The organism is Pseudomonas sp. S2_C03, assembly GCF_054668405.1.
The window spans coordinates 2,773,997-2,796,270 of record NZ_CP162766.1 but is presented as its reverse complement, the minus strand read 5'-3'; the positions used below and the strand labels follow the sequence as shown (position 1 = coordinate 2,796,270).

Annotated in this window: 23 protein-coding genes; 17 read left to right on the top strand and 6 right to left on the bottom strand. The window is 60.3% G+C overall.

The window, feature by feature from the left end:
- Positions 1–8: 8 nt before the first annotated feature.
- Positions 9–221, top strand: coding sequence for a hypothetical protein (locus AB4N64_RS12690; RefSeq protein ID WP_460125994.1), 213 nt, complete (start codon positions 9–11; stop codon positions 219–221).
- Positions 218–580, top strand: coding sequence for a hypothetical protein (locus AB4N64_RS12685; protein ID WP_460125992.1), 363 nt, complete (start codon positions 218–220; stop codon positions 578–580). Before AB4N64_RS12690 ends, AB4N64_RS12685 begins: the two co-directional genes overlap by 4 nt.
- 200 nt (positions 581–780) lie before the next feature.
- On the opposite strand, the gene AB4N64_RS12680 is transcribed toward AB4N64_RS12685, so the two are convergent.
- Positions 781–2,955, bottom strand: a complete 2,175-nt coding sequence (locus tag AB4N64_RS12680) for a TonB-dependent siderophore receptor (protein ID WP_460125990.1) — start codon at positions 2,953–2,955, stop codon at positions 781–783.
- Positions 2,956–3,131: 176 nt separating this feature from the next.
- Between AB4N64_RS12680 and AB4N64_RS12675 the strand changes: the two genes are divergently transcribed.
- Positions 3,132–4,007 carry a serine hydrolase domain-containing protein gene (locus AB4N64_RS12675; RefSeq protein WP_460125988.1) on the top strand — a complete coding sequence of 292 codons (876 nt, stop codon included), beginning with the start codon at positions 3,132–3,134 and terminating at the stop codon, positions 4,005–4,007.
- A gap of 82 nt (positions 4,008–4,089) precedes the next feature.
- Complete coding sequence (locus AB4N64_RS12670) at positions 4,090–4,806, top strand: class I SAM-dependent methyltransferase (protein WP_460125986.1); 717 nt, start codon at positions 4,090–4,092, stop codon at positions 4,804–4,806.
- A gap of 63 nt (positions 4,807–4,869) precedes the next feature.
- Here AB4N64_RS12670 and AB4N64_RS12665 read toward each other — a convergent pair whose 3' ends face one another.
- Entirely contained in the window at positions 4,870–5,622 is a 753-nt protein-coding gene (locus AB4N64_RS12665; RefSeq protein ID WP_460125984.1) for an SDR family NAD(P)-dependent oxidoreductase, read from the bottom strand.
- Between the two features lie 104 nt (positions 5,623–5,726).
- On the opposite strand from AB4N64_RS12665, the gene AB4N64_RS12660 reads away from it, so the two are divergent.
- From AB4N64_RS12660 to AB4N64_RS12635, 6 genes are all read left to right on the top strand, one after another.
- On the top strand, positions 5,727–6,644 hold the full coding sequence (locus AB4N64_RS12660) for a LysR family transcriptional regulator (protein WP_460125982.1): 918 nt from the start codon (positions 5,727–5,729) through the stop codon (positions 6,642–6,644).
- A gap of 110 nt (positions 6,645–6,754) precedes the next feature.
- Complete coding sequence (locus tag AB4N64_RS12655) at positions 6,755–7,255, top strand: CinA family protein (protein ID WP_460125980.1); 501 nt, start codon at positions 6,755–6,757, stop codon at positions 7,253–7,255.
- 6 nt (positions 7,256–7,261) lie between these two features.
- Positions 7,262–7,780, top strand: coding sequence for a hypothetical protein (locus AB4N64_RS12650; RefSeq protein WP_460125978.1), 519 nt, complete (start codon positions 7,262–7,264; stop codon positions 7,778–7,780).
- A 7-nt stretch (positions 7,781–7,787) separates the two neighbouring features.
- Positions 7,788–8,234 carry a DUF421 domain-containing protein gene (locus tag AB4N64_RS12645; protein WP_460125976.1) on the top strand — a complete coding sequence of 149 codons (447 nt, stop codon included), beginning with the start codon at positions 7,788–7,790 and terminating at the stop codon, positions 8,232–8,234.
- 69 nt (positions 8,235–8,303) lie between these two features.
- A complete protein-coding gene (locus tag AB4N64_RS12640) occupies positions 8,304–8,531 on the top strand; it encodes a PLD nuclease N-terminal domain-containing protein (protein ID WP_460125974.1) in 228 nt (75 codons plus the stop codon).
- A 16-nt stretch (positions 8,532–8,547) separates the two neighbouring features.
- A complete protein-coding gene (locus tag AB4N64_RS12635; protein ID WP_460125972.1) occupies positions 8,548–9,084 on the top strand; it encodes a hypothetical protein in 537 nt (178 codons plus the stop codon).
- Positions 9,085–9,087: 3 nt separating this feature from the next.
- Here the strand turns inward: AB4N64_RS12635 and AB4N64_RS12630 are convergent, their stop codons facing one another.
- From AB4N64_RS12630 to AB4N64_RS12620, 3 genes are all read right to left on the bottom strand, one after another.
- Entirely contained in the window at positions 9,088–11,421 is a 2,334-nt protein-coding gene (locus AB4N64_RS12630; RefSeq protein ID WP_460125970.1) for an FdhF/YdeP family oxidoreductase, read from the bottom strand.
- Positions 11,422–11,556: 135 nt separating this feature from the next.
- On the bottom strand, positions 11,557–12,777 hold the full coding sequence (locus tag AB4N64_RS12625) for a zinc-dependent alcohol dehydrogenase (protein WP_460125968.1): 1,221 nt from the start codon (positions 12,775–12,777) through the stop codon (positions 11,557–11,559).
- Between the two features lie 213 nt (positions 12,778–12,990).
- Positions 12,991–13,467 (bottom strand): hemerythrin domain-containing protein, encoded by a 477-nt coding sequence (locus AB4N64_RS12620; RefSeq protein WP_460125966.1) that lies wholly within the window; start codon positions 13,465–13,467, stop codon positions 12,991–12,993.
- Positions 13,468–13,819: 352 nt separating this feature from the next.
- Between AB4N64_RS12620 and AB4N64_RS12615 the strand changes: the two genes are divergently transcribed.
- The 6 genes from AB4N64_RS12615 (at position 13,820) to AB4N64_RS12590 (ending at position 19,787) form a co-directional block, all read left to right on the top strand.
- Positions 13,820–15,196: a cytochrome ubiquinol oxidase subunit I gene (locus tag AB4N64_RS12615; protein WP_460125964.1), complete on the top strand. Its 1,377-nt coding sequence runs from the start codon at positions 13,820–13,822 to the stop codon at positions 15,194–15,196.
- A 12-nt stretch (positions 15,197–15,208) separates the two neighbouring features.
- A complete protein-coding gene (gene cydB, locus AB4N64_RS12610; RefSeq protein WP_460125962.1) occupies positions 15,209–16,210 on the top strand; it encodes a cytochrome d ubiquinol oxidase subunit II in 1,002 nt (333 codons plus the stop codon).
- A 195-nt stretch (positions 16,211–16,405) separates the two neighbouring features.
- A complete protein-coding gene (locus tag AB4N64_RS12605) occupies positions 16,406–18,193 on the top strand; it encodes a thiamine pyrophosphate-requiring protein (protein ID WP_460125960.1) in 1,788 nt (595 codons plus the stop codon).
- A 20-nt stretch (positions 18,194–18,213) separates the two neighbouring features.
- Positions 18,214–18,645, top strand: coding sequence for an HhH-GDP family DNA glycosylase (locus AB4N64_RS12600; protein WP_460125958.1), 432 nt, complete (start codon positions 18,214–18,216; stop codon positions 18,643–18,645).
- Positions 18,642–19,364 (top strand): DUF72 domain-containing protein, encoded by a 723-nt coding sequence (locus tag AB4N64_RS12595; protein ID WP_460125956.1) that lies wholly within the window; start codon positions 18,642–18,644, stop codon positions 19,362–19,364. The genes AB4N64_RS12600 and AB4N64_RS12595 overlap by 4 nt, the downstream gene beginning before the upstream one ends.
- 189 nt (positions 19,365–19,553) lie before the next feature.
- Positions 19,554–19,787, top strand: a complete 234-nt coding sequence (locus AB4N64_RS12590; RefSeq protein ID WP_460125954.1) for a hypothetical protein — start codon at positions 19,554–19,556, stop codon at positions 19,785–19,787.
- A gap of 44 nt (positions 19,788–19,831) precedes the next feature.
- Here the strand turns inward: AB4N64_RS12590 and AB4N64_RS12585 are convergent, their stop codons facing one another.
- Positions 19,832–21,250, bottom strand: a complete 1,419-nt coding sequence (locus AB4N64_RS12585; protein ID WP_460125952.1) for an aldehyde dehydrogenase family protein — start codon at positions 21,248–21,250, stop codon at positions 19,832–19,834.
- A gap of 97 nt (positions 21,251–21,347) precedes the next feature.
- Between AB4N64_RS12585 and AB4N64_RS12580 the strand changes: the two genes are divergently transcribed.
- On the top strand, positions 21,348–22,241 hold the full coding sequence (locus AB4N64_RS12580) for a LysR family transcriptional regulator (RefSeq protein WP_460125950.1): 894 nt from the start codon (positions 21,348–21,350) through the stop codon (positions 22,239–22,241).
- The last annotated feature ends 33 nt before the right edge of the window (positions 22,242–22,274 follow it).

Sequence of the window (22,274 nt, the reverse complement as noted above, 5' to 3'; positions counted from 1 at the left end):
GAGCGAGCATGCTCGCGATGGTCGTTAACGATGACGCTGGTTGCCTGAAACTCCACGGTGCCTGGTCCACCATCGCGAGCAAGCTCGCTCCTACAGGGATCGGGCGGGACATTATCGGCATCGATAGTCACCATCAACTCAATGAAGTTCTCATAAAAATTGTGCGGCGTAACATCAGCTCCATACCAAACAACTACACCCCCTGGAGCACACGATCATGAAACGCCAAACTCTTCTCAGCATCGCTTTCTCGGTTTTTGCAGTTAACGCTTTTGCCGCTACCGCCGCTCAACCTGTTGTTGCTGAAGGTGGTTCGGATCGGCTGATCGAGCGCCGCGTAGCCGAAGGTGGTTCGGATCGCTTGATCGAGCGCCGCGTAGCCGAAGGTGGTTCGGATCGTTTGATTGAACGCCGCGTAGCCGAAGGTGGTTCGGATCGTCTGATCGAACGCCGCGTAGCCGAAGGTGGTTCGGATCGCTTGATCGAGCGCCGCGTAGCCGAAGGTGGTTCTGATCGCTTGATCGAACGCCGCGTCGCCGAAGGTGGCTCCGACCGCCTGATCGAACGCCGTGCCGTATGAAGCATGGCTCCCGCGCAACACCCAACAAGAAGCCCGGCCTAATCAGCCGGGCTTTTTCGTGAACGCAGATCCCTGTAGGAGCGAGCATGCTCGCGATGGTCGTCAACGATGACGCTGGCAGCCTGAGGCCCCACGGTGCCCGGGCCACCATCGTCGGAACGCCGCCCGGAGCATGCTCGCTCCTACAGGGGGGCGGTCGATCAGAAGCTGTACTTGGCGGTCAGCATCAGGTTACGGGGAGCGCCGTAGCTGTCGCCGCCGTACTGGGTAGAGGTGCTGATCGACTGGTAGTAGTCACGATCGAAGATGTTGTTGGCGTTGAGTTGCAGGTCCAGATTGCGGTTGACCTCGTAGCCGGCCATCAGATCCGTGGTTGCGTAGCTACCTTGCTTGAGTCGGTATTCGCTCCCATCGTCCAACGCGATGTCGTTGTACATGCGGCTCTGCCAGTAGACGCTGCCACCGACGCGCAGTTTTTCCAGCGGGCCCTGGAAACGGTAGCTGGTGGTCAACTTGAACAGGTGCTCCGGAGTGTCAGTGTCGAAGCGCTGGTTGACGTTCTGCGGGTTGGCATCGTCCTTGAGCGTGTGCACGCGGGCGTAGGTGTAGCCGCCGCCGAGCTGCCAGTTCTCGGTCAGCGCGCCTTGCAGTTCGAAGTCGATGCCCTGGCTGCGAATCTCACCGGAAGGCTGATAGCAGGCGTTCTGAGGGCAGTTCGGCACGAACACTTGTACGGCACGGTTTTCCTGGTCGACGCGAAACACCGCCAAGCTGGCGTTCAGCGCACCGTTGAAGTACTCGCCCTTGACGCCGACCTCGTAGTTTTTGCCGACGATAGGCTTGAGCGGGGTGGCTGAGGTGTCCTTTTCGCTTTGCGGTGTGAAGATATCGCTGTAGCTGGCGTATACCGAATGGTGCTCATCCAGGTCGTAGATCAGACCGGCGTAACGAGTGACGTTGCGAGTGACCTTGTAATCACCCTCCGCATCGCGGTTGTCGTAGTCGTACCAGTCCAGGCGTCCGCCGAGAATAAGCTTCAAGGGATCGGCAAGGCTCAGGCGGGTTGTCGCGTAGACGCTGTCCTGGGTCGTGACTTCGCGCACGCTATCGGTACGCGTGAAGTTCGGTTTGCCGGCGGTGATTGGCCAATCCATGGCGTAAGGGGCGTAGTTCTGGGTGGTCATGTCGTAGATGCGCTTGCCCGCGCCGACGACCAATTCATGGGTGCGCCCGAATGCCTGGAAGGGGCCACTGAGGAAGCTGTCCAACCCGGTCTGATTCTCGTCATAGGAAGCCTGCCAAACGGTGCGCTCCAGCGCGGGACCGTTCCAGCGCGACTGATATGAGCCACTGAACAAGCCGTTCTGCTCGGCATAGTTGGCGTTGACCTGCAGCTTCCAGTCGTTGGCCAGGTTGTGGCGGAACTCGGCGAACACCGTGTTGACGTCCTGGTCCTTGTTCTCCCAGGACGTGCCCGGGTTGTAGGAACGAGGCAGGTTCAGGTGATGGCCGTCGAGCCCAAGCATGGACGCGCCCCAGAAGTAGTTGGTCTTGTCCTTCTGGTGCGAGAAACCGAGAGTCAGGGTGGTGTCTTCGCTGAGGTCGGCTTCGGTGATTGCATAGAACAGGCCGTGGTTTTCGTCTACATCATCGATGAAGCTGTTGGAATCACGCCACGACGTCACGACACGCCCCCGCAAGGTGCCGCTGTCGTTGAGCGGGCTGGAAGCGTCGATTTCGCCACGGTAGTCGTCCCAACTGCCGGCGGCGCCGGTCAGAGTGACCTTCTGCTCGGCGAGCGGGCGTTTGCGCACCAGGTTGATAGCCGCCGACGGGTTGCCAGCGCCAGTCACGAGACCGGTCGCACCACGGACGATCTCGACCCGATCGAACATCGCCAGGTTCGGCTGCACGCCCACCGACCAGCCTTGATAACCGCTGGGGATGCCGTCATACATCAGGTTGTCGATGTCAAAACCGCGCGCCGAGTATTTTTGCCGGCCAGGGCCATCGGACGTGGAGAGGAACAGTCCGGGGGTGTTCTTGACCACGTCGTTGATGCTGGTCATCCCCTGGTCGTCCATGCGCTGGCGGGTGATCACGGTTACGGCCTGGGGCGTTTCGCGCATGGTCAGTGGCAGCTTGGTGGCGGTGGACATGGCGCCGGTGGTGTAGGAAGTGGTGCCTTCGGTGGTGCTGCCCAATTGAGTGCTGGTGATTTCGGTCGCGCCCAGCTCGAGGGTGGCCGGATTCGAATTCTCCAGCGCTGCGCTGTTGTCATCGGCCATCGCCGGGGTCAGAGTTGCCATGCAAACGGCCATGGCCAGCAGATCACGTGATGATTTGAAATGGCGCAGTGAGGTGGAGCGCGACATGGTGGGTTTCCTGAGCAGGTTTTAGATAATCTAAGTACTTATGAGAATCGTTAACATTTATTCTGTCAGGATTTTAACGGACGCAAAAGCTTGGGAGGCGAAAAAACCTATGGCACCCATGCATTTGTCGTATTCAAAACGGGCAAAATACTTCACCCGTCCAAGCAGGATTACCCATGCTCAAGTCCCTGATACTCAATGGAACGCCTTGGCCGACGGAGCATGCACAAGTTGCCGTGCCTTGGTGGAGCTTCACTAAAACAGTGCTGTCTGCTGCGGCGTTGTGTCTCGTGCGTGACGGGGTTGTCAGGCTTGACGAGCCAGTCGCGGAGGGGCCGTTCACACTCCGTCAATTGCTAAAGCACCAGGCAGGGTTGGCAGACTATTCGGAACTCAAGGCGTACCATTCAGCCGTTGCCGAAAACCAGGCACCCTGGCCAGCCCATGAAATGCTGCAACGCCTCGACGCCAATCGGCTGCGTTACAAACCAGGGACGGCATGGCGCTATTCCAACGTCGGCTACATGTGGGTGGCCAGGTTGATCGAGCGGCTGAGCGGGCAACCACTTGAAGAGGCGTTGATCCAGCAAGTCTTTTCGCCCCTCGGTTTAACCCGGGTTCGACTCGTGCGAACGCAAGAGGACTTGAGCGATGTGCATCCGCCAACGATGGCGGCCTATCACCCCCGCTGGGTCTATCACGGCTTGTTGGTGGGCCCGCTTGACGAAGCCGCTCAACTGCTCGATGGCTTGCTGGCCGGTCGGTTGCTGCCCCCCTCATTGCTAGAGGCAATGCAGGACGCAATCGTGCTCGGCGGTCCCATACCCGGAAGGCCGTGGGCCACGCCCGGCTATGGCCTGGGCTTGATGATCGGTGAAACGAACAGCGGGCACAGGCTGGTTGGTCATACGGGTGGTGGGCCGGGCAGCGTCATCGCGGTATATCAGTGTGACCATGGCGATCAGGTCGCCACCTGCGCGGTGTTCAGTGAAGGGCATGACGAGGGGGCGGTGGAATCCGCTGCCCTGATGCAGCTGACTTCGCATTCCTGATAGGAATGCTATTTATAAAATCAATGAATTTCTCTTATTGCGAAACGTGACGTAGGTTGGTTCAAGGTCATGGAGAATCGCCTTGAATACAACCCCCGACACCTCAGCTGAAAAGTTCGATCATTCACGAGCCAGTGAATACGCACGGCAAAGTCGTATTGCCCTGGCCGGTTATGATGCCTGCCAGGACCTGGTGGCCTGCATGCTGGCGGCCAGCATTGGCTGCCTGCAACCGGCAAAAATTCTGGTGGTCGGCGCAGGAGGCACGGCTTCCGAGATCATTGCCATGGCCAAGCTCGAGCCGCACTGGCACTTCACAGCCGTTGACCCTTCGCCGCCGATGCTGGAAATCGCCAGGCAGCATCTGGAGTCCAATGGCCTGCTGGGCAGGACGACCCTGCACCAGGGCTATGTGGAGGACCTGAAAGCGGACAGCTCGTTTGACGCAGCCACACTGGTCGGTGTGCTGCATCACCTCGACGGGGACGAGCCTAAACGCAGGATCCTGCAAACCATCCATTCTCATTTGAAGCCCGGAGCGCCGTTGGTGGTTGCGGGCAATCAGTACGCCTACGCCAGTCAGCCCTTGCTGCTCGCCGCCTGGGGACAGCGCTGGCGGCAGCATGGCGCTTCGGCGGATGAAGTGAAGGCCAAGCTCGGGAAGATCCTTCAAGGCGCCGACCCTCCACACTCCGAGGCCGCCGTACAAAAACTGCTGTACGACGCCGGCTTCGGCGATGCGACGCGGTTCTTCAGCAGCTTGTTCTGGGGGGCGTGGTTGACGCAAAAGCAGGTCTGACACAACCAGAAAAAGGCGGCGTCCGTGAGGACGCCGCCTTTTTTTGGTGATGAACCCGCCGTGTCAGATCTGGGCCTGACCACCGTCGACGAACAGCTCGATGCCGTTGACGAAGCTCGCATCGCTGGAAGCGAGGAACAGCGCCGCGTTGGCGATCTCTTCCGGTTCGCCGACGCGTCCCATCGGGATTTGCGCAGCCAGGTAGTCCAGCAGGCCTTGCTGCTGCGCCGCGTCGGGCCCTGCCAAGTCAACCAGGCCAGGCGTGCGGGTGGCGCCGGGGCTGATGGTATTGATACGCACGTTGCGGTCCTTCAGGTCCAGTATCCAGTTACGGGCAAACGAGCGCACGGCGGCTTTGGAGGCGGAATACACACTGAACGCCGGAGTGCCTGAACTGCCCGCCGTGGAGCCGGTAAGGATCACCGAAGCGTGATTGGCCAAGAGGGGCAGCGCCTTCTGCACGGTGAACAGGACGCCCTTGACGTTGCGGTCAAAGGTGTCGTTGTAATGCTGCTCGGTGATGTCGCCCATTGGCAGCATCGAGCCGCCGCCGGCGTTGGCGAACAACACGTCGATGTGTCCATGACTGGCGCGGATTTTTGCATAGAGATCGTCGAGTTGATCAAGCTGGGTCGAGTCCACTTGCACGCCGGTGGCGTTGCCGACCAGGGCGACGGCTGCATCCAGCTCCGCCTGGCGACGGCCAGTGATGTACACATGCGCGCCTTCCTCGGCGAAGCGTTTGGCGGTGGCCAGGCCGATGCCGCTGGTGCCGCCGGTGACGAGTGCGATTTTGCCGTTGAGTTTGCCGTTCATTTCGCTGTTCTCCAGTGGGGTAGTTCGTTGTGATGGGAGAAGCGTATCGACGATCGGATGGTTTCAAAATAGAATTGTCAGAAACCTATCGTTGCAGAAATGAAATGAGCAAATTACCAGACTTTGAAGGCTTGGCGATGTTCGCCAAGGTGGCGGAGGAGGGCTCGTTCGCGGCTGCCGCGCGGCTGATGGGCGTCTCGGTGCCCACTGTGTCACGGGCGGTGGCAAGGCTGGAGGAGCGACTGGGCGGGCGCTTGTTCAATCGAACGTCACGTCAGCTGTCACTCACGGAGTTTGGCCTGAGCATGGCGGCCAGGGCCGGGGACATCTATCGGCAGGCCGAAGAGGTGGAAAGCGAGGCCCAGGAACTGTCCGTGCAACCCCGTGGCCAGGTGCGCCTGGCGGTGCCGATGTCGTTTGGCCTGCGTTGGGTGGCCCCATTGATGCCCAAACTGATGCGCTTGTACCCGGAGCTCTCCATCGACCTGCATTTGTCCGACGCCTCGGTGGACCTGATCGCCGACGGTTTCGACGCGGCGCTGCGGATCGCGGCTCTGCCAGACTCATCGCTGGTCGCCCGGCGAATCTGCGCGGTCAGCCAGTTGCTTGTGGCATCACCGGGCTACCTCCAAGCGCACGGCCGGCCGGGCCATCCGCGTGACCTGGCCCATCGCCAATGCCTGAGCTACGCCTACCGTGCACGCACCCAGGTGTGGCGGTTCACCCACCACAGCGGCGCCGAGGAGGACGTGGCACCCAACGGGCCACTCCGGGTAACCAACTCGGATGCGATGATCCCAGTGCTGCTGGAAGGGTTGGCCATATCCGAACTGCCGGAGTTCATGGCCAGTGAGTACCTGGCGGACGGGCGCCTGGAACAGGTCCTTCCCGAGTGGAGCATGACGCGCGGTGGCCTGTACTTCGTCACGCCGTCGGCGCGTACCCGTCCGGTGAAGATCAGGGTGCTGTCGGACTTTTTTGCCGAGCATCTGGCCGATCCGGTATGGCGCTGGCCGCGTTGACCCTGACTGCCGGGGGGCAGGGGCGAGGAGGCGATGCGCGTTCATCTCACGCGATGGAATGTTTGCCCACCGCGCAGGTCAACCGAGCAACAAACCTGCGAGTCCTGCACATGCCCATTGCTGACGACACCATCGCGTATCTGCGCAATCACTCTCTCCTGCTGACCACGGCAGAATCCTGTACTGCCGGCGCGATCGTGATGTTGCTGTCGGAAGTCGAGGGCAGCGGCGAGGTGATCGAGTGCGGTTACGTGGTCTATTCGCCTCAGGCCAAGCAGCGCCTGTTGCACGTCAACCCGCACACCATCGAGACCTTCAACCTGACCAGCGTTGAGGTCGCCAGCGAGATGGCAGCGGGCGCGCTTCGCGACAGCACGGCCAATGCGGCAGTCGCTACCACAGGCATTCTCGGCCCCGACGATATGGACGGCATCCCGGCCGGCACCGTGTGTTTTGCATGGGCATTTCAACTGGCGGGCGAGCAATGCCTGTTCAACCGCAGGCATCGTTTCTTTGGCACGCGCTGCGAGGTGCTCGAGCAGGCCACGGAATATGCGTTGCAGTGGCTACCGCATTTCCATGGCCGAGCGCTCAAGGGTGAGCGAGGGTAGTGACTGATGAACGACGAAACTCGACATCCGGACCTGGAAAGCCGCAAATACCCTGTGCGTGAAGACATAGCGTATCAGATCAAGGTCTGGCGCTTCGAACGCTTCGGTTGGTACATGCTGGTTTTGCTGATGATCCTGGGGCTGGCGGGGCTGTTCTCGCGTGGTTTGCTCAGCTCGCGTGACGTGCTCAGCGACGACGGCCGGGTCCGCGTCGAGTATGAGATGTTCCACCGCAATGGCTCCACCAACGCGATGAAGATCAGCTTGAGCGGCGAACCGGAGTCGACGTTGGAGTTGGAGGTGGCCGGTGAATTGCTCGATGGTTTCAGCATCGAAACGCTGCAACCCGAGCCGGTGCGCTCCCGTAGCTCCGCGCAGGGCATGCGCCTATGGATTCAGGCCGATACCAAAGGCCAGGCCAGCGTATTCATGACCTTGCGCGGCGATGGGCTGGGGCTGTTTCGCAGCACCATCATTCTGCCAGGCACCAGCGGCGTGAAACTCACCCAGTTCATTTTCCCTTAGGTGACCTATGGATTCGGTATTGCGTGCCGCGGCCATGTATCTGGCGCTTATGGTGCTGTTCAAGATCGCCGGAAGACGCTCGTTGGCAGAGCTGACCACTTTCGATTTTGTCTTGTTGATGATCATCGGTGAGGCGACCCAGCAGGCGCTGTTGGGCGACGACTTTTCGTTGACCAATTCGATGCTGGTGATTGTCACGCTGATTGCCGTGGATGTCGGTCTTTCCCTGCTCAAGCAGCGTTCGCGCTGGATGTCTCGGCTGATTGACGGGGAGCCGACCATCATCGTCGAGAACGGCAAGCTGCTGCGTGAACGCTTGCGTCATGCCCGCCTGGTGGAGGCCGACGTCATGGAGGCTGCCCGTTCCAGCCAGGGCATCGAGACCCTGGAGGAGATCAAGTTCGCGATCATCGAGCGCAATGGCAAGATCTCGATCATTGCTCGCGACAGTTGACCGGCAATTGCTTTGAACACCTGCGCGTCGGTGGCACCTAATCCTTTACAGTCTCTGGAGGATAGAAAAATGACCGAAGCAACCAGCTACTTCTCGATCGCCCTTGCGGTGATCATTCTGCTCGTCGATCTGTGGGCCATCGTCAGCGTGTTTCGCAGCGACAAGACCGTGGGTGTCAAGGCCGCATGGGCCATCGGCCTGATCGTCTTCCCCGTACTGGGCCTGATCGTATGGGGCGTCGCCGGACCTCGCGGTATCAAGGAAGGGCCCACCTCACCGGAACACAGCAAAGGCTAAGCCTGAGGACGTCCGTTTGCCGAGAATACTCACGTCAGAGGTGAGCGAAACCGAACTCTCTGCACGCGATGCACAAATGTTCGGTTCACCCAAACAGCGTCTGGATTTTTATCGTCGGGAGATCCAGTACGAGACCAGCATTTTGTCCAACCGGACCAATGCCTACCTGACGGCGCAATCCTTCCTGGTGATCGCTTTTGCCTCCTGCATGGCCAACGTCAACCCCGAATGGGGGAAGTTGTTCACGCTGGTGGTGCCGCCGTTTCTGGCGCTGCTCGGCGTGCTCAGCTCGCTCAATGCCTGGCCGGGTATTCGTGCGTCCTATGACATCATCGATCACTGGTACTACAAGCAGAGCGAGCTCTTGCGCGCTGAGCCCGTGATGGGGCTGGCATACGATGACTCACCCTTGTTCAGCGAGCGCGAATCCAGCCACAAGGGTTATCGCAAGGCGTTGCTGTTTTCCGTCCGAACCCCGTGGCTGTTCGCCGGGTTCTGGGTGCTGCTCACGGCTTGGTCGTTGTTCATTCAGGTCACCAATCCGGGCGCGTAGGCGTCAGGCGCCTTTGCCGAATCCAGGCTCGGCGCGAACGGGGCCGGCGCTGAGCCTCACCGGCACGGATTTCGCCGCCGGCACCTTGCTGCGCTCGGCATGGTGCCAGAGCGGCACCAGTGGATTGCATTCAGGGTAGTAAGCGCCCGCGCACCCCTCGGGAATGTCATAGGCGATGATCTCCAGAGGTCCGACCTGGCGAATGACACCCGACTCGACTGCCGTGGTGACCCACACCCGGTCACCGGTTTCGAACCCCAGCCGCACGATGTCGTTGTGATGCATGAAGATCACTTCGCGGGTATCGCTGACGCCGCGAAAGCGATCCTCGTAGCCGTAGATAGTGGTATTGAACTGGTCGTTGCTGCGCAGCGTCATCAACTGCAACACGTCTCGCGGGCTGTCGGAGGGCGTGACGTCATCGTCTTCGTCCAGCGTTCCGGGGGTGATGAACTGCGCCTTGCCACTTTCGGTCAGCCATTCGCGTTGCGCGGCGGCGATGGGCCGGTGGAAACCACCTGGCTCCTGCATCCGTGATTCCATGTCGTGGAAGATGGTTGGATAGATCAGCGCGATGGCTTTTCTGACGGATGCGTAGTCTTCACTCCAGCCTTGCCAGTCGACGGCATTCGAGGCGTCGAGGGTCGCCATCGCCAGGCCGGCGACGATGCTCGCCTCGGCACGCACGTTCGGCCCGACGGGCTGCGCACTGCCATGCCAACCGTGGATGCAGCCCGTGCTGTCTTCGGTGGTGTAGGTCTGCTCGACGCCGTTCTGCCGGTCGATTTCTATTCTGCCCAGGCAGGGCAGCAGCCACAGGTTCTTCACCGGCAACAGATGGGTGCGGTTCAGCTTGGTGGCGACCTGTACGTTCAAATCCAGCGTTTGCCAGGCCGGCTCCATGCGGGTGGTGTCGGGGATGGCCCGAAGAAAGTTACCACCCAACCCGATGAAGCCGCGAACGCTGCCGGCAATTATTCCTTCACAGGCATCCACGGTGCACAGCCCCATCTGCTCGGGCACCTTGAAGCCCAAGTGCTGTTGGATCAGCTGAACCGGCACTTTTTTCGGATCTTCAGTGATGCCCACCGTGCGCTGGCCCTGCACATTCGAATGTCCGCGAACCGGACACACCCCTGCGCCGGGTTTGCCGATGTTGCCGCGCATCAGCAGCAGGTTGACCAGCATCTGTACGTTTTCCACGCCGTGTCGGTGCTGCGTCAGGCCCATGCCGTAAATCATCATCACTCGTTGGCTGTGGGCGTAGGTGGTGGCAGCGGCCTCTATGGCACACCGGCTCAGGCCGGATTTGCGTTCAAGCTGCTGCCAGTGATGCCCGCGTACGGAGGTCGCGAATGCCTCGAAACCGTGGGTGTGCGTGGCGATGAACTCATCATCGACTACAGCAGGTTGGCCATTGCTGCGTGCATGGTCGTCCATTTCCAGCAGTGCCTTGGCGATGCCGATCATTGCAGCGGTGTCGCCGCCAATTGCGACCTGGTGATATTGGGTGCTGATCAGTGTCGATTCAGGCGTGAGCATTTCGGTGGGCGACTGCGGGTTGACGAATCGCTCGAGCCCGCGCTCCCGCAGGGGGTTGAAGGTGATGATCGGCACGTTGCGTTTACGCACGTCCTGGAGCTGGTGGAGCATCCTCGGGGCGTTGCTGCCCACGTTCTGGCCGAAGAAAAACAGGCAGTCAGTGTGGTTGAAATCATCCAGGGTCACCGTGCCGACCGGCACGCCGATGCTTTCTTGCAAACCGACCGAGGTGCTTTCGTGGCACATGTTCGAACTGTCGGGCAGGTTGTTGGTGCCATAGGCCCTGGCAAACAGCTGGTACATGAACGATGTTTCCAACGAGGCACGGCCAGAGGCGTAGAACACCACGCTGTCAGGCTCCATCGTTTTGAGTTGCGCGCCGATCTCGCGATAAGCCTCTTCCCAAGTGGTTTCCCGGTAACGATCGCTCGCCGGGTCGTAGCGCATCGGATGGGTGAGGCGGCCCTGTTGTTCGAGGTCGTAATCGGGCCATTGCCGCAGCTCGGTCAAGGTGTGCCGGGCGAAGAACGCGGGGTCCGCCTTGTTCGAGGTCAGTTCCCATGCCGTGGCTTTGGCGCCGTTCTCGCAAAATTCCAGCACCCGAGGATGGCCCGGCTTGGCCCAGGCGCAGCTGACGCAGGCGAAGCCGTCAGGCTTGTTCTGTTTGGCCAATGCAGTCGCAGCCTTGGCGAAGACCTGCTCGCGCCAGAGGATTCTCATCACTGCGTTCGCCGATCCCCAGCCACCGCTTGCATGGGTGTAGGGCTTGAAGTGAGCCTTGGGATGAATGAGCATCAGGAACTCCAGAAACCGGGGCAGGGCATACGGTTATGACGAATGCGGCCCCTGAAAGGTTCGAAAGGATCCGTGCAGGCAAAAAAAGGACGAGATACCCCGTGCGTGATATCCCGTCCTGTAAAGGGAACGGATCTAGGTGTTCAGGACTAGCGTGCCGTCGCTTTCCGGCAGGGGAATCTGGCCACCGCCTGGCGTCAGGATGACCTTGCGGCATTCCTCCTCCTTCTTGTCGAAGATCCTGTAGCCTTCGGCAGCCTGCTCCAGGGCCATGCGGTGGCTGATGATGACCTCAGGGGCGAGTCGTCCGGTTTCAATGTGTTCGAGCAACTCAGGCAGATAGCGCTGAACATGGGTCTGGCCCATCTTGAATGTCAGGCCTTTATCGAATGCATCGCCAAACAGGAAGCCGTGGATGAAACCTGAATACACACCGGGCACACTGACGACGCCACCTCGCCGGACGGCAGCGATGCATTGGCGCAGTGCCTTGCCGCTGCTGCCTTCGAGCTTGAGTGTGGCGAGTACGGTCTCGGTGGTACTGCCCTTGGCCTCGAAGCCCACCGCATCCACCACACCATCGACACCACGCATGCCTTTGGTCTGCTGGATGATGGTGTCCGCCGGGTCGTCATCCTCATCGAAATTGATGGGGATCACGCCGTAGGTTTTTTGCGCATAGGCAAGGCGGTAAGGGTGGTGGTCGACCATGAAAATCTGCTCGACCCCGAGCATCCTGGCGCAGGCCGCGCTCAACAGCCCGACCGGGCCGGCGCCATAGATCGCGAGGCTTGAGCCCTTGCCGACTGCCGCATTGGTCACCGCCTGAAACGCGGTAGGCAAGATGTCGGAGAGAAACAGCACCTTCTCGTCCGAGAGCGTGCCAGGCACTTTGAAAGGCCCGGTATTGGCCTTGGGAACCCTTACATATTCCGCTTGCCCGCCTGGAATGCCGCCATACAGATGGCTGAAACCGAACAGGGCAGCCCCTGGCGGAATGGACTTCTTGTTGAGGATCGCGCCGCGCCCGGTGTTGGTGGTTTCACAGGCGGCGAACAGATCCATCTGGCAAAAGAAGCAACTGCCGCAGGCGATCACGAAAGGAATCACCACCCGGTCGCCGGGTTGCACGGCGGTCACGCCCGAGCCCGCTTCCTCGACGATGCCCATGAATTCGTGGCCGAAGATATCGCCGTGCTCCGTTTTCGGAATCTTGCCTCGATACAGATGCAGGTCAGAACCACAGATCGCTGTGGCGGTGACCCTAAGGATGATGTCGTCGTCGTTCTCGATGACGGGATCGGGAACGTTATCGACCTTGACGCTGTGGGCGCCGTGGTAGGTGAGTGCTCGCATGGCCTGTCTCTCTCATTGATGGGGGTGGTAAGTGGGAGAGGCGGGTTGGCGCGGTGAAGTTCAGAGGGATGTTGGAGAGATGTGACTGGTGGTCATGAACGCGCCATCGTCCAAGGTTATCGCGAGCAGGCTCGCTCCCACAGGTGAAACAGTTTTGTCTTAATCTGTGGGGGCGAGCTTGCTCGCGATAGAGGTAAACGATAACGCGCAGGGTCAGGCAGCGATATCAGGGCGCGCCAGCGACTTTTTGTACTGTGCTTTCATTTCTTCCATCTGCGCACCCAGCTCATTGAGCTTGGCCTTGCCCAGCAGCTTGTTGGCCTGAGGGAACATCTCTTTCTCTTCTTCCTCGATGTGATGCTCCAGCAGTTCTTTGACCACTTTTACCCGGCCGGCAAATTCCGGAGTGCTCGGATCGGTGGCTTTCAGGTCTGGCAGCACCAGGGCGTCGACGGTGCGATGTTCTTCCTTGGCTTCGTAATACATTTCTGCTTCGTCCTTGCCGCCTGCTTCCTTGAACGCGGGGTACAGGATTTCTTCTTCCAGTTGAGTATGGATTGTGATTTCCATCTCCAGTTTGGCCAGCAAGTCCGTGCGTTTTTTGATGCCGCGATCGGTCGATTCACTCAACTGAGTGAGGATGGTTTTTACACGCTCGTGGTCTGCTTTCAAAAGTTCGATGGCGTTCATGTCAGGCTCCTTCATTCATCACGGTCAAAGGCGCGTCGATCAATACGTCAACGCTGCACAGCCTTGAAAATTGCATCAGGCGTGCCAGATCTCTCGACGTACAAATATGCTTATAAATCAATTAGTTAGCTGGCTAAGTTGCATGATCCTATCGGGCGTTCTGCATGATTGACCGCTCATCAACTTGCAGATTGCAGAAGGAAAACAGACGCACGTGTCAACGGCTCCAGAGAGCCGTTTGAATCATCGCCCCAGGTTGAGGGTCCACCGACCATCACCTTGGAACCGGACGTCTTCATGCCATACCTCCCCCGTAGCAAAGGCTGCCGTGGTGCTCCATCGGGAATGCAACATGGAAGTTGTTGATTCGGCCTTGATGGCCGCTCGCGCGCAGTTTGCGATCACCATCAGTTTTCATATCGTCCTGGCATCGCTGACGATAGGACTCGCCAACTTCCTCATGGTGCTCGAAGCGCTCTGGCTGTGGCGGCGTCAACGCGTTTATATGGACCTATACCGTTACTGGTTGAATATATTTGCCCTCAATGTCGCGGTGGGCACGGCCTCCGGGCTGATTCTGGAGTACCAGTTCGGGCTCAACTGGTCGCGCCTGTCGACCCAGGCCGGGGATATCCTGGGACCGTTGATGTTCTACGAAGTGCTGGTGGCTTTCTTCCTGGAGGCCGGGTTCCTCGGAATCATGGTATTCGGCTTGAAAAAGGTCGGTCCGCGCCTGCATTTTTTCGCGACTTGCGCGGTTGCCGTAGGGTCGCTGATCAGCGCCTTCTGGATACTGTCGGCCAACTCCTGGATGCAGACGCCGGCCGGTTACGCCATCGCTGCCGATGGCCGCTTCATTGCGCAGGACTGGTGGGCAATCATTTTCAACCCGTCATTCCCTTATCGGTTCGTGCACATGACCCTGGCCACGCTGCTGGGGACTGCCACCTTGCTGGCCGGTGTCAGCGCCTGGCAACTCTTGCGTGCCCCTGCCAATCCACGGGCCAGGCTGACTTACTCCATGGCGTTGTGGGTGATTGCGTTGCTCATACCGGTGCAAATTTTGGTGGGGGATCTGCACGGCAAGCACAGTCTGGAATTCCAACCCCAGAAGATAGCGGCCATCGAAGGTTCCTGGACGCGTCCGCCAGAGGGCGCTGGCGAACCTTTGCGCCTGTTCGCCATTCCCGATATGACAGAGCGACGCAATCATTGGGAGGTGGCCATTCCGCGCATCGCCTCCCTGTACTTGCGCCATGACTTGAGCAGCACCATACCGGCGCTCGATGAGTTCCCTGTGCAGGACATCCCGCCTGTGCCAGCGGTGTTCTTCGCCTTTCGCGCCATGGTCGGGCTGGGCCTGCTGATGCTGGCGCAGGGCGTGATCAGTCTGGTGTTGCGCCGGCGGCAGCGGTTGTACACGGCGCGCTGGATGCTGCATGGCAGTGTGTGGATGGCGCCAGCGGGCATGCTGGCGATGCTCAGTGGCTGGGTGGTCACGGAAATGGGGCGGCAACCCTTCACCGTGTATGGATTGCTGCGCACGGCCGACAGTCTGTCCTCGGTGTCGCGCGATCAGGTGCTCAGTGCCACGTGGACCCTCCTTGTGTTCTACCTGCTCACCTTCGGCATCGGCCTGTGGGTGTTGCTGCGCTTGTTGCGCCGTCCGCCAGGCGAGCACGAAGACGGGCCACAACCTGCCCTGGCGAAGGAGACGGGTCAGTCATGAGGGTACAGGCGCATGTTCGACACTGACTGGCTGACGCTGCTGTGCGCTGCGGCGCTGGGGTTTTCCGTACTCAATTATGTGTTGCTGGACGGCACGGACCTGGGTGTAGGCGCGATGATGGGCATGACCCGTTGCGCCAAACAGCGTCGGGCCATGGCGGTGAGTATCTTGCCCATCTGGGATGCAAACGAAACCTGGCTGGTCCTGGGCGGCGGCGGGTTGCTCGCGTTGTTCCCACGGGCCTATGCCATCCTCCTGCCCGCGCTTTACCTGCCGTTCATCCTGATGTTCCTAGCGTTGATTCTGCGCGCCATGGCGCTGGAGTTCCGAGACCATGCGCCCAATGAGCGAATCAAACGCGTGGTGGACGGCTTATTGATGTTGGGGTCGGTCGTTGCGGGAGGATGCCAGGGCATTGTGTTGGGCACTTTGGTACAGGGTGTCCCCCATGAGGGAGGGCAGTACAGCGGCACCGGATGGGAGTGGTCGAACGCGTTCCCGCTCTTCTGCGGCGCCGTGCTGGTGGTCGGCTACACGTGGCTCGGTGTTTGCTGGCTGTATTGGCGCACCGAAGGCGAACTTCAGCAGCGAGCGCGCCGGCTTTCGAGTGGCCTGGCGTTCCTGACAGTGGGGTTGCTCACGGTGCTGGTGATCTGGACGACGACTCTGCACGTGCAATATGCCCGTCGCCTGGAAAATCCGCTGGTCTGGCTGCCAGCCACGGCGATGGTCATTACGCTGCTGGCAGCTTTCCTGATGGCGTTTCGATCCAGACGTGATTTTTTGCCCTTGTTCGCGGCGCTGGGCGTGTTCATTCTCGCCTTCGCATTGATGCTCATCGCCCTGGTGCCGCTGATCATCCCACCGCAGATGACCTTGCAGGCCGCCACTTCCGGCCCCGCCACCCAGATGTTCATGCTGATCGGTTTCGCGGTGTTGATACCCGTGACGCTGGCCTATAACACCTTCGGTTTCCGGGTGTTCAGCGGCAAGATTCATCCGATTGAAGATTGAGGGAGCCGGTATTGAGATATCGCCCCCGAATCGTCCTGGGACGCCGTCCCGTCAGCCGGGGCCGGATCACCGTGCAATCGTATCTCACCCAACATCCATACGAACTTCGCCAATCGCCGGACTGTCCAGACCTATACGTGCACCGGCAAGCATCACAGCCGCAGGCTCAATGTATCAGTGAGAGGCGAAAGCGACATGACAACGACTGTAGGAGATTTTCTGGTTGAAAGGCTCAGCCAGTGGGGCGTGACACGCATCTTTGGTTACCCGGGAGATGGCATCAATGGTGTCTTCGGCGCGCTGGCCAGGGCACAGGGCAAGATCGAGTTCGTCCAGGCGCGCCACGAAGAGATGGCCGCCTTCATGGCCTCGGCGCACGCCAAGTTCACCGGTGAGTTGGGCGTGTGCATCGCCACTTCCGGCCCCGGCGCCTCGCACCTGATTACCGGCCTCTATGATGCCCGGATGGACCACATGCCAGTCCTGGCAATCGTCGGCCAGCAGGCCCGTGCCGCGCTGGGTGGGCACTATCAGCAGGAACTGGATTTGCTGTCGATGTTCAAGGACGTGGCCGGCGCCTTTGTGCAACAGGCATCGGCACCGGCCCAGGTTCGCCACCTGATCGACAGGGCCGTGCGCACGGCCATCGGCGAGCGTCGAGTGACGGCGATCATCCTGCCCAATGACCTGCAGGACATTGAATACGAGCCGCCGGGCAGAGAGCACGGTACGGTGCATTCCGGGGTGGGCTACACCAAGCCGAAGGTTGTGCCTTATGAAGCGGATCTGCAACGCGCCGCCGACGTTCTGAACGCGGGTGAAAAGGTCGCAATCCTGGTGGGGGCGGGCGCGTTGCAGGCGACCGACCAAGTGATTGCCGTGGCGGAAAAACTCGGTGCCGGTGTCGCCAAGGCGTTGCTTGGTAAAGCGGCGCTGCCGGACGAGTTGCCGTGGGTCACCGGCAGCATCGGGCTGCTCGGCACCGAGCCCAGCTACAAGCTGATGACTGAATGCGACACCTTGCTGATGATCGGCTCGGGGTTCCCGTACTCCGAGTTCCTGCCCAAGGAAGGGCAGGCACGCGGGGTGCAGATTGATTTGCAGCCCGACATGCTCAGCCTGCGTTATCCCATGGAGATGAACCTGGTTGGGGATGCCGGCGAAACGCTCTCGGCGTTGTTGCCATTGCTGGAGCACAAGACCTCGCGCCGGTGGCGCAAAAAGGTCGAAGGCTGGCGCAGCAGCTGGGAGAAAACCCTGGAAAAGCGCGCCATGGTCAAGGCGGACCCGATCAACCCGCAGCGGGTGGTGTTCGAGCTGTCGCCGCGTCTGCCGGAGCTTTCGATCATCACCAGCGATTCCGGCTCCTGCGCCAACTGGTTCGCCCGTGACCTCAAGGTGCGGCGCGGCATGAAGTGTTCGTTGTCCGGTGGTCTGGCTTCGATGGGCGCCGCCGTGCCCTACGCGATTGCCGCCAAGTTCGCCTTCCCGCAACGCCCGGTGATTGCTCTGGTGGGGGATGGCGCGATGCAAATGAGCAACATGGCCGAATTGATCACCGTGGCCAAGTATTGGCAGCAATGGGACAACCCCAAGTGGATCTGCGCGGTGTTCAATAACGAGGATCTCAATCAGGTCACCTGGGAACAACGGGTGATGGAAGGGGACCCCAAGTTCGAAGCCTCGCAGTCCATTCCTGACGTGCCTTATCACCTGTTCGCCATTTCCATTGGCTTGAAGGGCATCTTTGTCGAGCGTGAAGAGGACGTGGCTGCTGCGTGGGATGAAGCGTTGGCCTCGGACGTGCCGGTGCTGATCGAATTCAAGACCGACCCGAATGTGCCGCCGCTACCGCCGCACATCAAGCTCGAGCAGGCGAAGAAATTTGCCACCACCTTGCTCAAGGGTGATCCGGACCAGGCCGGCATTGTGGTACAGACCGCCAAGCAGGTGTTGGGTGCGGTGCTGCCACGCAAGAAATAGGCGCAGCCAGGATTAGCCCCATGACCAAAGTCATCAGCGCGCAGGACCTGCAGATTGATCTTGCAGATGCCAACGAACAGGGGCTGTTCAAGTGGTTGATTGCCAGCTTCCTGATGGGCAAACGCATTCAGTCCGAGATCGCCGCCGAGGCTTATCGGGTGATTGTCGACCGGCATCATTGTGATAGCCCGCGAAAGCTCGCGGCCTGTTCGCATCGTGAATTGGTGAGGATGCTCGGCGAGGGCCGTTATGTGCGATACGACGAATCCACGGCGTCTCGGCTATTGAGTCTTGCGCACATACTCAACGAGGAATACGCAGGCAAGGTCCTGAACGTGCGAGAAGCGAGTGACGATATTCGCGAATTTGAGAAGCGCTTGTCTGCCTTCGAGGGAATCGGTCCGAAGACCATCGAGATTTTCATGAGAGAAGCGGGCAGGGTGCTGTTTTGAACAAACCGCGTATTTACGTAGGTTGCGCGGGGTGGAGCATAGGGCGCGATTTTGCCGATGGGTTTTCCGGCGAAGGCACGCATTTGCAGCGCTACGCTGGCAGGCTCACAGGCGTTGAAATCAACAGTTCTTTCTACCGCCCTCATCGCCGGGCGACCTATGAGCGCTGGGCGCAATCGGTGCCTGAGGACTTTCGTTTCAGCGTTAAAATGCCGAAAGTCATCACGCACCAATTACGGTTGGCAGGTTGCGAGACGGAACTCGAAACGTTCCTTGATCAATGCGCTGGGCTCGGAGACCGTCTGGGCTGCCTTTTGGTGCAGCTTCCTCCGTCGCTGGCCTATGACGAAGCCGTAGCACAGCGCTTTTTCATGGCGCTCAGAGAGCGATGTGCCACTCCCGTTGTGCTGGAACCACGGCATGAAACGTGGTGCAGCGCGCAGCCGTTGTTGATTAGCCACCAGGTCAGTCAAGCCGCCGTCGATCCTTCACGTATCAGCACCGATAGGGCGCCCGCCGGCACGCCGAGGTACTGGCGGCTGCACGGCTCTCCGCGCATTTATCACAGCCCTTACGATTTACCTTATCTGGAGAGTCTTGCGGTCCAATTGACAACGCAGCAGGCCGAGAGCACGTGGTGCATTTTCGACAACACCGCCAGCGGCGCAGCCATGGCCAATGCACTGACCCTCTTATCACTGCTTGATACCCATCTGTAGGAGCGAGCATGTCGAGGCGTCGAACCGTCGCGAAGCGATAGGCCAAACGACATCCAGATTGCCTGATACACCGCTATCGCGGGCGAGCCCGCTCCCACAGGTTCAGCGCAGAACTCCGCGCAAGTTTCCCTGTCGATTGACTTGCCGGCAATCGCTTGTCGACCACAACAATAAAAAAAGGTGATCGCGATGAACTGTCTTATTTGTGTAGGTGCGGCCGAGCGCATCCTCTGTTCGGGCCCCTGGGAAGAGCGGGACTGTCCGGAATGCGGACGCTATCGCGTTTCGGACGAGCTCATCCTGGCCTTGATCGACCAAGGCCAGATCTTTGATGTGAGCAAGACCAGGCGCTGGCTCGATGACCAGCGCACGGCAGGTCGCATCCCGTCGATTGAAGTGCACGAAGCCTTGCTGGTGACCTAGAACATTAGGCACCGATGTCTGTTGCAGCAGATGCAATCTTCCAATCAGCCAGTCACAATCGCCCTGGTTTCCAGGAAGGCTTCCAGCCCGTACAGGCCGTTCTCCCGGCCAATACCTGATTGTTTGAACCCGCCGAACGGCGCAAGCGGATCAATAGCGATCCGGTTGATCAGCACACCACCGGCCTCCAGTCGCCGCGCAATGGACTGAGCACGCTTGACGTCCGTCGAGAACACATAGGCCTGCAATCCGTAGACTGAGTCGTTGGCCATCGCCACGGCCTCGACGTCCGTTTCGTAGGTGAGGATCGACAGCACAGGGCCGAAGATTTCTTCCCGGGCGATGTCCATGTCGTTGCGCACCTGGGCGAACACGGTCGGCCTGACGTAGTAACCGCGCTCGATGCCCTCGGGGCGCCCCTCGCCACCAGTAATCAAGGTTGCGCCTTGTTCGAGACCCACGCGGATGTAGCGCTGAATGCGTTCGTATTGGTCGTGGCTGGCCAGCGGGCCGATGGCGGTGGCAGGGTCACGGGGATCGCCCACCTGCAACGTGGCCACGTAAGCGCGCACCCGTAGCAGCACTTCCTCCAGGCGCTGGCGTGGGACCAGCAAGCGGGTGCCGGCGATGCACGCCTGTCCGTTGTTCATGAAGGCGGCGGCCACGGCCTGCGGGATGACCGTGGCGAGGTCGGCATCGTCGAGCACAATGGTTGCCGATTTACCCGTGAGGCCCAGGCTTACACGCTTCATCGTGTCCACTGCTGTGCGGGCGATCCGCTTGCCGGTCTGGGTCGAGCCGGTGAAGGAGATCTTCGCCACGTCGGCGCTGGTGCTCAGTTCATCACCGACGTCTTCGCCACGCCCCAGCAGGATGTTGAAGTAGCCGTCTGGCAAGCCGGCGGCGTGCAGCGCCTGGGCAGTTACTTCGGTTTGCAATGGGCTGAGTTCGCTCGGCTTGATCACCGAGGCGCAACCGGCGCCCAGCGCCGAAGCCAGTTTGTTGCAGATGGTGCCGGCGACGCTGTTCCACGGCACGATCAGGGCCGAGACGCCAACTGGCACCTTGTGCACCACGCCGTCACCCAGGCGCTGGGTAAAGTCGTAGGTAGCGAGGATATCGGCGGTGCGGGCGAAACACTGCGAGGCGTACTGGCTGACCCACTGCGCACGGGAAACCGGGCCGCCATATTCCTCGATGGTCACGTCACGAATGTCATCGGCGCGGGCGAGCAGGGCGGCTTGCAGTGACCTGAGCATGTCGATGCGCTCGGCTTTACCGGTCTGTTCGAGCGATGGTTGTGCACGGTTGGCCGCTGCAATGGCTGCCTTGGCATCGTCGCGGTTGGCCAATGTGGTCGCACCGATGACCTCCTCGGTCGCCGGGTTGATGCTGTGTATCACCGTTTCGCCGTGCACAGGTACGAAACGGCCATTGATGTAGGCCTGGTTGAACTGGCGCATGCCATGCTCCTCAAGAGGGTTGAGCGCCAGTTTAGGGCTGAGCTATTGTCTGGACTACGCAGGCAAAGACGCTTGAGCTATCTGGAAAATCAGGACAATGCACAAGAGCGGACTTATCGAATTGCATGTGGTGCTGGCCGTGGCCCGTCGCCAGAGTTTTCGCGCCGCCGCCGTAGAGCTGGAAATGTCCACTTCGGCGGTGAGTAGCGCCGTGGCGGGGCTGGAAGCGCGCCTGGGCTCCCGGTTGTTTCATCGCACCACCCGCAGCGTGGCGTTGACCGATGCTGGCCGCGAGTTCGTCGAGCAGATCGCCCCGGCGGTCAAGCAGATCGAAGAGGCCATGATCACCGTCAGCGACCAGCGTCTGATACCGTCGGGCAGCCTGCGAATCAACAGTTCTCTTGGGGCGGCGTTGATGAGCTGGCAGCCATTCATGGCCGAGTTTTCCAGGCGCTACCCGCAAGTGACGCTGGACGTCGTCACTGAAGGCGAGTTGGTGGACATCATCGCCGAAGGCTTCGATGCCGGACTGCGACCCAGCCATCTGGTGCCCAAAGACATGATCCGTGTGCCGATCACCGAGGCGGTGCCGATGGTCATCGTGGGTTCGGCAGACTATTTTGCCGAGCATGGCAAGCCCAAGCGTATCAGCGACCTGGCCAACCACGCTTGCATCCGCGCCCGCCTGCCCAATGGCACGCCTTCACCGTGGCAGTTGCCGACCAGGGGCAAGGCGGTGGCGGTGGATGTGCCGGGCATGCTGGTGCTGGATGCGCCGCTGATGATGCGCCAGGCGGCTTTGTCGTCGCTGGGGTTGGCACAACTGGCGCGCTGGTATGTAGCGGATGATCTCGACAGCGGGGCGTTGGTGGCGGTGCTCGAGGATTGCGCAATGCAAACGCCGGGGCTTTGCCTGTATTACTCAGGCCACCGCCACGTGCCGGCGGCGTTGCGGGCGTTCATTGAGTTGATACAGGAAGTGCGCGGGTAAATGATCTGTAAGAACACGTTCCCACAGGGATTG

Excerpts from the sequence above, each read along its gene's own strand:
- AB4N64_RS12690 (WP_460125994.1), top strand. The coding sequence starts at position 9 with ATGCTCGCGATGGTCGTTAACGATGACGCTGGTTGCCTGAAACTCCAC.
- AB4N64_RS12685 (WP_460125992.1), top strand. The coding sequence starts at position 218 with ATGAAACGCCAAACTCTTCTCAGCATCGCTTTCTCGGTTTTTGCAGTT.
- AB4N64_RS12680 (WP_460125990.1), bottom strand. The coding sequence starts at position 2,955 with ATGTCGCGCTCCACCTCACTGCGCCATTTCAAATCATCACGTGATCTG.
- AB4N64_RS12675 (WP_460125988.1), top strand. The coding sequence starts at position 3,132 with ATGCTCAAGTCCCTGATACTCAATGGAACGCCTTGGCCGACGGAGCAT.
- AB4N64_RS12665 (WP_460125984.1), bottom strand. The coding sequence starts at position 5,622 with ATGAACGGCAAACTCAACGGCAAAATCGCACTCGTCACCGGCGGCACC.
- AB4N64_RS12660 (WP_460125982.1), top strand. The coding sequence starts at position 5,727 with ATGAGCAAATTACCAGACTTTGAAGGCTTGGCGATGTTCGCCAAGGTG.
- AB4N64_RS12655 (WP_460125980.1), top strand. The coding sequence starts at position 6,755 with ATGCCCATTGCTGACGACACCATCGCGTATCTGCGCAATCACTCTCTC.
- AB4N64_RS12650 (WP_460125978.1), top strand. The coding sequence starts at position 7,262 with ATGAACGACGAAACTCGACATCCGGACCTGGAAAGCCGCAAATACCCT.
- AB4N64_RS12645 (WP_460125976.1), top strand. The coding sequence starts at position 7,788 with ATGGATTCGGTATTGCGTGCCGCGGCCATGTATCTGGCGCTTATGGTG.
- AB4N64_RS12640 (WP_460125974.1), top strand. The coding sequence starts at position 8,304 with ATGACCGAAGCAACCAGCTACTTCTCGATCGCCCTTGCGGTGATCATT.
- AB4N64_RS12630 (WP_460125970.1), bottom strand. The coding sequence starts at position 11,421 with ATGCTCATTCATCCCAAGGCTCACTTCAAGCCCTACACCCATGCAAGC.
- AB4N64_RS12625 (WP_460125968.1), bottom strand. The coding sequence starts at position 12,777 with ATGCGAGCACTCACCTACCACGGCGCCCACAGCGTCAAGGTCGATAAC.
- AB4N64_RS12620 (WP_460125966.1), bottom strand. The coding sequence starts at position 13,467 with ATGAACGCCATCGAACTTTTGAAAGCAGACCACGAGCGTGTAAAAACC.
- AB4N64_RS12615 (WP_460125964.1), top strand. The coding sequence starts at position 13,820 with ATGGAAGTTGTTGATTCGGCCTTGATGGCCGCTCGCGCGCAGTTTGCG.
- cydB (WP_460125962.1), top strand. The coding sequence starts at position 15,209 with ATGTTCGACACTGACTGGCTGACGCTGCTGTGCGCTGCGGCGCTGGGG.
- AB4N64_RS12605 (WP_460125960.1), top strand. The coding sequence starts at position 16,406 with ATGACAACGACTGTAGGAGATTTTCTGGTTGAAAGGCTCAGCCAGTGG.
- AB4N64_RS12600 (WP_460125958.1), top strand. The coding sequence starts at position 18,214 with ATGACCAAAGTCATCAGCGCGCAGGACCTGCAGATTGATCTTGCAGAT.
- AB4N64_RS12590 (WP_460125954.1), top strand. The coding sequence starts at position 19,554 with ATGAACTGTCTTATTTGTGTAGGTGCGGCCGAGCGCATCCTCTGTTCG.
- AB4N64_RS12585 (WP_460125952.1), bottom strand. The coding sequence starts at position 21,250 with ATGCGCCAGTTCAACCAGGCCTACATCAATGGCCGTTTCGTACCTGTG.
- AB4N64_RS12580 (WP_460125950.1), top strand. The coding sequence starts at position 21,348 with ATGCACAAGAGCGGACTTATCGAATTGCATGTGGTGCTGGCCGTGGCC.